At 42.7% G+C, this 9,906-nt stretch carries 14 protein-coding genes; 4 read left to right on the top strand and 10 right to left on the bottom strand.

The window, feature by feature from the left end:
* Positions 1-323 precede the first annotated feature (323 nt).
* The 3 genes from GBI16_RS16525 to GBI16_RS16535 form a co-directional block, all read right to left on the bottom strand.
* Positions 324-1,700 carry a dihydrolipoyl dehydrogenase gene (locus GBI16_RS16525; RefSeq protein ID WP_086210490.1) on the bottom strand — a complete coding sequence of 459 codons (1,377 nt, stop codon included), beginning with the start codon at positions 1,698-1,700 and terminating at the stop codon, positions 324-326.
* 197 nt (positions 1,701-1,897) lie between these two features.
* Positions 1,898-2,323 carry a beta-lactamase hydrolase domain-containing protein gene (locus tag GBI16_RS16530; RefSeq protein WP_086210489.1) on the bottom strand — a complete coding sequence of 142 codons (426 nt, stop codon included), beginning with the start codon at positions 2,321-2,323 and terminating at the stop codon, positions 1,898-1,900.
* Positions 2,316-2,651, bottom strand: a complete 336-nt coding sequence (locus tag GBI16_RS16535; protein ID WP_005401736.1) for a TIGR01244 family sulfur transferase — start codon at positions 2,649-2,651, stop codon at positions 2,316-2,318. The genes GBI16_RS16530 and GBI16_RS16535 overlap by 8 nt, the downstream gene beginning before the upstream one ends.
* 124 nt (positions 2,652-2,775) lie before the next feature.
* Here GBI16_RS16535 and GBI16_RS16540 point away from each other — a divergent pair, with 124 nt between their 5' ends.
* Genes GBI16_RS16540 through GBI16_RS16550 form a run of 3 tightly spaced genes read left to right on the top strand, consistent with a single transcriptional unit; the run spans position 2,776 to position 4,544 of the window.
* Positions 2,776-3,672, top strand: a complete 897-nt coding sequence (locus GBI16_RS16540) for an alpha/beta hydrolase (protein WP_086210488.1) — start codon at positions 2,776-2,778, stop codon at positions 3,670-3,672.
* Complete coding sequence (gene trxC / locus GBI16_RS16545) at positions 3,673-4,104, top strand: thioredoxin TrxC (protein ID WP_086210487.1); 432 nt, start codon at positions 3,673-3,675, stop codon at positions 4,102-4,104.
* Between the two features lie 17 nt (positions 4,105-4,121).
* A complete protein-coding gene (locus tag GBI16_RS16550) occupies positions 4,122-4,544 on the top strand; it encodes an acyl-CoA thioesterase (RefSeq protein ID WP_086210486.1) in 423 nt (140 codons plus the stop codon).
* Between the two features lie 68 nt (positions 4,545-4,612).
* On the opposite strand, the gene GBI16_RS16555 is transcribed toward GBI16_RS16550, so the two are convergent.
* The 3 genes from GBI16_RS16555 to GBI16_RS16565 form a co-directional block, all read right to left on the bottom strand.
* Positions 4,613-5,110 (bottom strand): nuclear transport factor 2 family protein, encoded by a 498-nt coding sequence (locus tag GBI16_RS16555; RefSeq protein WP_110975828.1) that lies wholly within the window; start codon positions 5,108-5,110, stop codon positions 4,613-4,615.
* A gap of 137 nt (positions 5,111-5,247) precedes the next feature.
* Complete coding sequence (locus GBI16_RS16560) at positions 5,248-5,748, bottom strand: DUF4442 domain-containing protein (RefSeq protein WP_086210484.1); 501 nt, start codon at positions 5,746-5,748, stop codon at positions 5,248-5,250.
* A gap of 28 nt (positions 5,749-5,776) precedes the next feature.
* Positions 5,777-6,265 carry a YajQ family cyclic di-GMP-binding protein gene (locus GBI16_RS16565; RefSeq protein ID WP_004697619.1) on the bottom strand — a complete coding sequence of 163 codons (489 nt, stop codon included), beginning with the start codon at positions 6,263-6,265 and terminating at the stop codon, positions 5,777-5,779.
* Positions 6,266-6,356: 91 nt separating this feature from the next.
* On the opposite strand from GBI16_RS16565, the gene GBI16_RS16570 reads away from it, so the two are divergent.
* The gene (locus GBI16_RS16570) at positions 6,357-6,671 is read left to right on the top strand and encodes a rhodanese-like domain-containing protein (RefSeq protein WP_086210483.1); all 315 of its coding nucleotides are present in this window, start codon (positions 6,357-6,359) and stop codon (positions 6,669-6,671) included.
* Positions 6,672-6,769: 98 nt separating this feature from the next.
* On the opposite strand, the gene mnmC is transcribed toward GBI16_RS16570, so the two are convergent.
* The 4 genes from mnmC to GBI16_RS16590 form a co-directional block, all read right to left on the bottom strand.
* Positions 6,770-8,677 carry an FAD-dependent 5-carboxymethylaminomethyl-2-thiouridine(34) oxidoreductase MnmC gene (gene mnmC, locus GBI16_RS16575; RefSeq protein WP_086210494.1) on the bottom strand — a complete coding sequence of 636 codons (1,908 nt, stop codon included), beginning with the start codon at positions 8,675-8,677 and terminating at the stop codon, positions 6,770-6,772.
* Between the two features lie 36 nt (positions 8,678-8,713).
* Positions 8,714-9,220 (bottom strand): hypothetical protein, encoded by a 507-nt coding sequence (locus GBI16_RS16580; RefSeq protein ID WP_086210482.1) that lies wholly within the window; start codon positions 9,218-9,220, stop codon positions 8,714-8,716.
* A gap of 4 nt (positions 9,221-9,224) precedes the next feature.
* Entirely contained in the window at positions 9,225-9,527 is a 303-nt protein-coding gene (locus GBI16_RS16585) for a YciI family protein (protein ID WP_086210481.1), read from the bottom strand.
* Positions 9,528-9,556: 29 nt separating this feature from the next.
* A partial coding sequence (locus tag GBI16_RS16590; protein ID WP_171494578.1) for a septation protein IspZ occupies positions 9,557-9,906 on the bottom strand: 350 nt, incomplete at its 5' end.

Raw genomic sequence — 9,906 nt, forward strand, 5'->3', positions numbered from 1 at the left:
TCCCTTCCCGAACTCAGAAGTGAAACCTCTTAGCGCTGATGGTAGTGTGGCGTTTGCCATGTGAGAGTAAGTCATCGCCAGCTCATTATTCAAAAGCCCCCTAACGATTAAGTTAGGGGGCTTTTTTATTATGCAGTTAGCGAAATAGTGAATTTATTGTCATTGATTAATGCTGATGTCTTATCAGTATCTGGTTTTTGGTTTGGATCAACCTCATTCAAAAAATAGAACTCAGCTTTTCATTGAAGATGGTTGATGAAATCGTTTAATCACGCACCGTAAACGTCTAAGTATCTATAGCAAGAGAACATGAATTTGGCAGCTTAGGGATTGAGTTGTCGACGAGCATGTTTTAAAGCCGTTCTTAAGCCTTCTTCAAGGGTTGGGTGATAAAATGGTTTTTCCAAAATTTCATCGATAGTCAATTCTTCTGCAATCATCCATGCCAATAAATGGGCCAAATGTTCAGTAGACTCTGTGAGTAATTCAGCACCCAGTAGCTTTCGGCTACTTCTATCTACATAAACCTCGATGGCCCCATAGTTTTTACCCAGAACCAATGCACGTCCTTGTTTTGCATAGGATACTTCGCCGATGACAAAATTGATATTTGCACTTTGTAGTTGCTTAAAGTTTTGTCCAACCATTGCCATTTCTGGGTTGCTAAACACGATGCCTAAAGGTGTTAGAGTTTTGCATGATTCTATAGTGGGGAAGTTCAATGCATTTTTAACCGAAACTTTACCTTCGTGTGCAGCTTCATGTTGCAGAGGGGTGTCGGTATGTGCATCGCCAATGATAAAAATCGGGTAGTCAGCGAGTTGTTTTGTCTTAGGATCAACAGGTAAATGTTTTAAGTCTGTGAATGATGTGTCGATATTTTCGAGTTTAAGCGTATTTAAAAGACTACTTCGTCCAGTAGCAACCAGTAAATAATCGACGTTAAGTGTTTTAGGCTGATCATTTTCAGTAAAACTAAGTTCAACTTGATCGTTTGTATACTTAACTTCAGTGGGTAAAACTTCGAACTTGATTTCAAGTTCATCGCCAATTTCTGTTTGTGCCAACTGCTGTAATTTAGGACTGGTCAGAACGCCGACTTTACGGCTACGTGCAAAGACCGTGGTCTTGACACCAAGTCGTTGCATGGCTTGCGCGAGTTCAATCGCGATGACGCCACTCCCAATAACGGCTAAGGAGTTAGGTAAAGCATCAAGTTCAAAGATTTGATCGGAGGTGATAAGTCGATCACCGAGTTCATCTTTCCACATTGGGTTAAAACTTGGTGTGGAGCCTACAGCTAAAATAAAGCTTTTGGCTTGGTAGAGTTGCCCATTCACTTCGACCGTTTTTGCATCGACAAAGTGAGCACGGCCTTGAACTTTGTGCGACTTAGGCCAGCTCTCTACGGTTTTAAGGGTACTAGAGGTAAAGCGATCGCGGAGTGCTTGTACGTGTTGCATGACCTGACTGCGGTCAATTTTTGATTCTACTTTTAATCCGACACGATCCGCATGTTGAATATCATGCATGCGATTGGCTGTAGAAATCAGGACTTTTGAGGGCATACAGCCGACACGTGCACAAGTGGTGTCCCACGGTCCATCATTAATGATTAATAGATTTTGTGTGGACTTAATGGCTTGTTGGTAGGCTGCAATACCCGCAGTTCCTGCCCCAATAATAATCAGATCATACATAACACAGAGTTTACCTAAGCAAGATTACTCTATAGTTAACATATTCATGGGGTTTGGGGATTATATTTTGTAAAAAAATGGCATGGATTGCCGTCATTATTTATAAACTGCTACCAACGCTGACGCCAACAGTAGGTCGAACATGCATGGAACTACATGCAGTTATAAGTGTACAACAGAGTAAAAGAAGAAAGAGCTTATTCATGCAGTAGTCCTAATTGTTTGGCTTGATGAAAGAGCCGACTTGAACGTTCACCACTTTTACAGACCATTAAAATGGGTTTGGGGAGCTCATTATAATATTTAGCAAATTCAACCACGTCTGTTTCAGAAATTTTACTGCTGGTAACTGGCTGGTAAATCACACTGACTTTCGCTTGTTCTGCGATACTTCGTAGTTGCTCAACGCGAACGGTATTGCCTTGTTCTTGATCAGGTCTGTTGACAATGACTGACTTAAAACCTTGTTTCATCAATTGTTGAAACTTATCTGTGGTCATTTGTCCTGAAACACTCAGTTGCGGACTCAGTGACTGACTGAGTGTTTCCGTTGCTGCCCAAAGTGTACTGCTTGCTAAAAGCAGAGCAGTACAGATGACGTGTTTAAACAACCGTTTAGTCATCTAACAGATCCATTTGTTTGGCAAGTTGGTACAAGTTATTTGAGCGATTACCTGTACGGCAGAACATGAGAACAGGTTTTGGAAGTTCATTAAAGTGGTTGGCAAAAGTGCGAACATCCATTTCGGTGATTTGACCAGCAACCACAGGTTGGTAGACATAATCCAAGCCTGCTACACGTGCAGCTTCCTCGATTTGAGCGCTGGTCGGTTGTTCTGGGCCACCTTCCATATCTGGGCGGTTATTGATCACAGATTTAAACCCTTTTTCAACCACTTGAACCAAATGTTCAGGACCAATTTGACCTGCAAAGCCTACATTTTCACTCATCCTGTCACTCCAAAATTAAGATAATCGAGATATGCTTTATGATAGCATTAAGCTGAAAGCTCAGCCTATGCTGTTGAAATATTTATAAGCGATTACAACCATAAAATAACGCAATGGAGCAGGTATGCACGCCTATACCGTTGAACCGCTGTATGTGAAAAGTGGCCAAGAGGTCATTGCTGCAGATTTTTACCGTCCGAAAACTGAAGAGAAGCCCGCAGTGATTTTGATGGCTCATGGCTTGGCTGGGCTTCGCCAATTCAAACTGATTCAATTTGCGCAACGGTTTGCACAAGCGGGCTATGCGGTCGTGTTATTCGACTATCGTTATTGGGGGGGGAGTACGGGGCGCCCAAGAGAGCTGGTGTCGATTAAAAAGCAGCTCGAAGACTGGCGCACCATGATTAACCATGTCAAAGAGCGTAAGTCGATTGATAGCCGACGTATTGTGCTGTGGGGGACGGCACTCAGCGGTGGATATGTACTCGATATTGCTGCAGAGTTCAAAAATGTTCAGGCGGTGATGGCACAAGTGCCTTTTGTCGATGGTGCTGAAAGTGCCAAGCTTTACCCGTTACAGCAACTCCCGAAAGCATTAAAGCTGTCCAGCCAAGATTATATGGGGGGCAAAGTTGGTTTAGCGCCAACGACTTTACCCGTAGTTGACCCCCGAAAGCTGTGTTTTATGCCGACCCAAGATGCGTATTTGGGTTATCGTTCGATTATCAATCCAGACTATTATTGGAGTGGTGAGATTCCCGCACGACTATTTTTTAATTTAATCCGTTATCGTCCGATTCAAAATGTACGGCAAATTAATATTCCTGTACTTTTTATTGCAGCAAAACATGATAGCCTCATACCTATTGAGTCGAGTCGTGAAGCGGCGACCAATATTGCTCCCTTTGTTCAATATCATGAATGGGAGATGCAACATTTCGATATTTATCATGCCACCTGGTTTGAAAAAGCCATTTCGACCCAATTAGAATTTTTACACCAACATATTGGAGTCAATTAAATGATTATCGTCTGTCCGACCTGTATGGCAAAAAATCGTGTCCCTGAAGAGAAGCTGAATGCTAATCCGAGTTGTGGCCAATGTCATGCTACGCTTCTGCCTGCTACACCTATTGAGTTGAATGAACAAAATTTTAGTCAGTTTATTAGCCATAGTGATTTGCCTGTATTGATTGACTTATGGGCAGAGTGGTGTGGTCCTTGTAAAATGATGGCACCGCATTTTGCTGAAGTGGCGAAACAAAATCCACAAGTGATTTTTGCCAAAATTAATACCGAAGAATCTCCACGATTAAGTAGTGCCTTTAATGTGCGAAGTATTCCAACCTTAGTTTTAATGAATAAAACTACTGAAATTGCTAGAATAAGCGGCGCGCTCCGTGCGCCACAATTGCAACAATGGTTAGATCAACAGTTGCAAGCCCAGTCATAACGAAAATTGGAGTCAACGTGTCAGAGATTCATGTGAAACCAGAAGGGATGCTATCTCTTCAAACGATTGCAATGCCAGCTGATACCAACTGGAGTGGAGATGTGTTTGGTGGTTGGATTGTGTCACAAATGGATTTGGCCGGCGCAATTCATGCAGAACGCTTTAGTAAAGGGCGTTGTGCAACGATTTCGATTAATCAGATGACGTTCTTGGTCCCTGTCAAAGTCGGGGACGTGATTAGTTGTTATACTAAAATTTTAAAAGTAGGCAATACCTCGATTCAAATGGAAATTGAGGTATGGGACAGTCATGATAGTTCACGCCCACCTGTACGTGTAACTGAAGGTGTATTTACCTTTGTGGCAGTGGATGTCAAAGGCAATAAGCGCCAAATTCCAACTGATGTGAAAGAGAAATTTTTTGCCAATCAAGCCAATTAAGCTTGAGACGAGCTAAAAGCCAGTAATAATACTGGCTTTTTTATAACTATTTGAAAAGTGATTAAGCTTTAGAACATCGTGTTGCTATTTGCTGATTCGGCAGGCACGCTCTGCACGGCATCCCAATGTTCTACAATTTTGCCTTGTTCGACACGGAAAATATCAACGACAGCCTCTCCGCGGTCTTGTGCATTTTGGGTGGAGTGGACGTGCAGTACAACCAAATCACCATCGGCAATCACACGTTTGATGGTACTTTTTGCTTGTGGGTGTTCTTTAAAATACTGGGTGAAATAGTTTACAAAAGGCGCTTTGCCGTCTGCAACATAGGGATTATGTTGAATATATTGTGTACCAATATAGCGGTCTGAATAGGTTTGAACCTGATGTTTGCTAAAAACCCCTTCATAAAAGTCCACCACAATTTTTTTATTCTGTTCGGTCAGAGCAGAGGCAGAATGGTGACTCGGCGTTGTTGAAACCGATGTGTTGGCTGGGTTGTGTTGTTGGCAGGCGACAAGCCCTAAAGAAAATAGGGTCGTTGCTAAAATTAGTCTTTTTTTCATTAAGTCAGCTCAAATATTCATATTATGTAGCATGATTTTGAGCTGAGTTGAAGCAAAGATATAGTAAGTTTTAGTCGCGGCTTTAGCGTATTGTTGTAAATTTTATACTTACCAAACAGTAAGTTATATTTACATTCTTATTTTTTTAATGATGCTTTATCGAGCCAAGCCCATAACATTTCACATTGAACAGGTGCTTCACCCGATTCATCCATTACTGTCACAGAAACTAAAGTTTCACCTTTGGCGGTAGTTTGCATCAGTTGCTGTTGTTCTGGTGTTAAGGTGGCTGTCGCTGTCATGGCACCTTTACTTGGACGTTTAAAGTCAATATGCATGCTTTTAATCAGAACGATGCAATGGTCAGGCACATTCATCCCTGTGACAAAACCTGTTGCCGTTTCAGCAATCAAGGCCATGGCACAGGCATGTAGTTGACCAATATGGTTTTGCATAGCTCGGTGGTTTTCAATTTTGACGACGACTTCACTATGACTCACTTGTAAATAACGGATATGAGCACTGCCGACCATGGGAACTATGCGACCAAAAGCTTGACTCCATAATCGTGTACGCAACGCTTTCGGCAAGCGAGAAGTGGCTTTTACAATTTTAGATAAGCGATTGGCCTTTGGCATAGTTACCTCAAATGATCGAACAAGGGGATTAGTCTTTAAAGTTATTGAACTGTAAAGGCAGACCAAATTGCTGTTCTTTTAAAAACGTCATTACTTGCTGTAATGTATCGCGCTTTTTATCAGTCACACGAATTTTGTCGCCTTGAATTGAAGATTGCACTTTAATGCCACTTTCTTTAATGGCTTTGTTAATTTTTTTTGCGGTATCTGAGTCAAGTCCGTCTTTTAATTTCACCACTTGAAGTACATTTTTACCTGAAGCGGTCATTTTTTGTGGATCAAGCGCTTGAATATCAACTTTACGCTTAAAGAAATGGTTCTCTAACATGGTATAAACTTGTTCGCACTGGAAATCACTTTCTGTTGAGATTTTAATTTCTTTGTTTTTTTCATTGAGTTCAATTGAAACATCTTGACCTCGGAAGTCAAAACGGGTTGCAATTTCCTTTTGGGTATTCTGAACAGCATGATTTACCTCAAAAATTTCTAATTCTGAAACAATATCAAAAGATGGCATGGATTAGACCTTTACAAATAGAAAGAATATCTGAGATGCTAGGGATGTTTTCTTCATTTGCCAAGTGTTGTTTACATCAAAGGAGTGCGCAATGATCCGTAAACAAGAAATTACAACATTTGAGTTCCCAGAGGATGCGATCATCTGGGATGTACGCGATTCAAATGCTTATGCCGAAGCACACGTGAAAGGGGCGGTTAATCAGCCCATCACAGGACTATCGGCACAGAGCCTTACTCAGGTGTCGACGGGTCAACCGATTTATATATTATGTGGCGGCGGAAGCAAAGCACCACGTGCAGCAGAGCTACTTGAAGGTTTTGATAGTGCGCGTGAGTATGTCATTTTAATGGGCGGTACTCGTGCTGCTCGTGATGCTGGTCTAGCCTTAGAGCAGGGCAACTAAGCAACAGCAAAAAAAGCGCCGTAAGGCGCTTTTTTAATGTCTTGGAAATATGAATTTTCTCTATAGCGCCATGCGCTGCACTTGAGTCAAAAGCAGAACTAAGACTGCGCTTTAAAATAAGGCTTTTTGGCTTTGACTTTCTTGTGGAATCGGGTTGGACTGAGCTTTTGTAGCAGTGACTCAGGAACAGGGCAGGCCTCTTTTAGTATCTGTGCCACTAAAATTTCACTGCATAAAGGCGCAAATAAGAAGCCCTTAGAGCCTAGGCCTGCAAAGCTATAAACTTCAGACTGTTCGGACATTCTACCAAGTACTGGAAAATAGTCCAAACTTTGCGCGCGAACGGATGCACGGCCTTGCCAAGTCCTCACATCAGGAAGTGATTGTGCATAATCTGGAAAGACACTGTGGATAAGCTCGTAGTTATGCACATGGTCTTCAAGCAAAACATCGCTGTCGTCCCGATTCGGATAGAAGGATGCGCCTAAGATGAGCTGTTGAGCATCAAGCTGCATACAATAGCCACCATAGCTATAGGCTTGATCAAGTGCGAATGCTTGTGACGTGTTCTCCACCCAGCTAACTTGTCCACGAATGGGCTTCAGCACAGGGTACTGCTCAAAGAAAGTAGCCGTGTGGCGTGCACAACACACAATCACGTGATCAAACTGACCTAGAGATTGAGCTTGTTCATCTACGATTTCATTGTGCTCTGGATGGATTTGAGTAATGTTGGCTTGTACGAACTGAATCAGCGGATGCGCTAAGATTTGATCTCTGAGTTGATGTGGTGAAACGGCGCCCGCTTCGGTTAAATTCAGACTGGAATATTCAGTGATTAACGCTGAATCAGCAGCGGTTTCGGCTGTCAAAAGACCCGCAGGATATTGTGGTTCGAGATCGAGTAAGTCTTCGGCTTTTTTAAGCGCCAGTTGATGTACTTGAATCGGGCGAAAAGCTTGAAATTTGGAATAGTGCTGTAAAGCATGTTGCCAAGCCAAGGTCATGAGATGTTCATGACTTTGTTCAATCGGACAAAGTTTGGGGTTGAGTAAGGCCAGCGGATTGCCTGAACCTCCTGCGAGTGGCTCAGATTGGTCGTAGAGCGTGACTTGGTGCCCACGCTCAGCAAAGGCCCATGCACTAGTTAAACCTGCAATCCCTGCACCTATGATTGCGATATGGCGCTGTTTAAAAGGGTATGGTCGTTGACCAGGTCGGTTTTGATCCGATACCGATTTGGCGTCTACAGCATCTGATGTATGTTCAGGCTCAGCAGGGAACCAGATGGCTTTGAGCATTTCGCGTTTGTGTTTAAATCCACGCGGACGTGAAATAGAAATACCATGCTGTGTTAAACCACGTTTGAGCACGCCTGCAACACTAAATGAAGCAAAGGTCGTCCCGACATCTGATAGGCGAATAATATGTTGAAGAACTTGTTCTTCCCATATGTCAGGATTACATGAGGGTGCAAACCCATCGAGGAACCATGCGTTAACGCTACTGGTTTTTGCCATACTAGGGAAAACATCGTGGGCATCGCCTAACCAAAGGTCTAGGCTAAAACGTTCATTAGGGAAGCTCAGGCGATGACAACCCGCAATCGGATGCGGGTATTGTGTTATCAATTCATCGGCGATCGGTTTAAGTTCAGGCCAAGCATCGAGTGCGCGTATCAGATCAGCCTTAGATAGCGGAAATTTTTCAACTGAAATGGCATGGAGATGGCTGTGGTTATTTGGCCGTACTTGTTGCCAAAGTTGCCAAAGTGCCAAGATGTTGAGCCCTGTGCCAAAGCCAGTTTCACCAACACTAAAATATTCAAAGGGCTGAAGATTTGACAGGCGCTCAGATAAATCGTTGCCATTTAAAAACACATGGCGTGTTTCGAGTAGACCATTGTCTTTGGAAAAATAGACATCGCCAAATTGTTTTGAAACTGGCACATCAATGCCATCAACTTGTTGCCACTCTAAATCGGCAGTTTGAATTGCGCTTGACAAAGCCACAGTACCCTATTGTTTCTAATAGGGCTTAGCTTACCACTGACGACGGCGTTTGGTATAAACGTAACTAGCAATTAAGAAACCCAGTAAGACACCCACAGCGATGGTTGCTGCACCGTAGAGAAACATTTGTGCACTGCGTTCGCTTTGTAAAACCTGTACTTGTACACCGAGGCTGTCATTTTTAAGTTGTAGCTCTTGGTTTTGTGCCAAAGCATCAAGATTGGCTTTTTCTAACTGAGCTAAGCGAGAAGCTTGGTCTTTGACCAATGCTTTGACTTTGGCATCTTGGAGGGCTTTGTTTTTCGCCAATTGTTCAGCGGTGAGCGGTTTGGCTTCCTGTGGTTGACCATTTGGACTAATGGTTGCTACAGCAGGAATAATTTTTGGTTGTGTAGCGGTGTTGTGTCCAGATGGTGGTGGAGCCGCAGTCGTTGCTTGGACGGCAGGGGCTACACTTGGAGCAGGTGCGGTTTCAACCGCCCATGCCATAGAAGAAAGAAGAGATAAACCCAATAAGCTTGTGACAACGACACGCATGACCTTATCCTTGAGGGAATGCTTTATTAAATGGTTTAACATCAATATGACGATAAACCCCTGCTTTTAAGAAAGGCTCTTCCTGTAACCATGCATCGAGTGCTTCACGTGAGTCAAAGTCAACAATGATCGTACTGCCATAAAAACCCGCTTGTGGATTGCTTGGGTCTTTAGGCATTGCACCAGCAACAATTAAACGACCTTCATCATTGAGCTTTTGTAAACGAACAAGATGTTCTGGACGTGTAGCAAGGCGTTTTTCGACAGTCCCTTCCTGATCGGTACATGTGACAACGAATAGCGGCATATGAATTCTCGATGTATGTTCTGGCTAAATTACTCTTCAGAAGATTTAAAGTATTTACGTAATACAATAAACTGAATAATGATAAAGGAAAACATCACGATCATGTCACCAAAAGCCGTGAATTCTCCCCAATATTTTCCGTCCATAAATAAAAATGCGAAAAATACGTGTAAAAAAGACATGAGAGCAAACATGGCCGCCCATGCAAAGTTTAAATTTTTCCAACCTGCGTCGGTTAAATTGAAGATTGGGCCGAACAAACGTTTGATCAGCGGTTTGCGTTCTTTGCCAAAATAAGGGGAAAGTAAGAAAGCACCTGAGAAAATTATATTCAGTAAGGCTGCTTTGAGTTTGATGTAAAAGTCATCTGACAGCATTA

The organism is Acinetobacter sp. TUM15064, assembly GCF_008980265.1.
In the GTDB taxonomy this organism is placed as follows: domain Bacteria; phylum Pseudomonadota; class Gammaproteobacteria; order Pseudomonadales; family Moraxellaceae; genus Acinetobacter.

Bases quoted from the DNA above. Each gene is read 5' to 3' on its own strand.
- GBI16_RS16535 (WP_005401736.1), bottom strand. From the start codon at position 2,651: ATGAGTGAAAATGTAGGCTTTGCAGGTCAAATTGGTCCTGAACATTTG.
- trxC (WP_086210487.1), top strand. From the start codon at position 3,673: ATGATTATCGTCTGTCCGACCTGTATGGCAAAAAATCGTGTCCCTGAA.
- GBI16_RS16555 (WP_110975828.1), bottom strand. From the start codon at position 5,110: ATGAAAAAAAGACTAATTTTAGCAACGACCCTATTTTCTTTAGGGCTT.
- GBI16_RS16565 (WP_004697619.1), bottom strand. From the start codon at position 6,265: ATGCCATCTTTTGATATTGTTTCAGAATTAGAAATTTTTGAGGTAAAT.
- GBI16_RS16525 (WP_086210490.1), bottom strand. From the start codon at position 1,700: ATGTATGATCTGATTATTATTGGGGCAGGAACTGCGGGTATTGCAGCC.
- GBI16_RS16560 (WP_086210484.1), bottom strand. From the start codon at position 5,748: ATGCCAAAGGCCAATCGCTTATCTAAAATTGTAAAAGCCACTTCTCGC.
- GBI16_RS16570 (WP_086210483.1), top strand. From the start codon at position 6,357: ATGATCCGTAAACAAGAAATTACAACATTTGAGTTCCCAGAGGATGCG.
- GBI16_RS16585 (WP_086210481.1), bottom strand. From the start codon at position 9,527: ATGCCGCTATTCGTTGTCACATGTACCGATCAGGAAGGGACTGTCGAA.
- GBI16_RS16530 (WP_086210489.1), bottom strand. From the start codon at position 2,323: ATGACTAAACGGTTGTTTAAACACGTCATCTGTACTGCTCTGCTTTTA.
- GBI16_RS16580 (WP_086210482.1), bottom strand. From the start codon at position 9,220: ATGCGTGTCGTTGTCACAAGCTTATTGGGTTTATCTCTTCTTTCTTCT.
- GBI16_RS16540 (WP_086210488.1), top strand. From the start codon at position 2,776: ATGCACGCCTATACCGTTGAACCGCTGTATGTGAAAAGTGGCCAAGAG.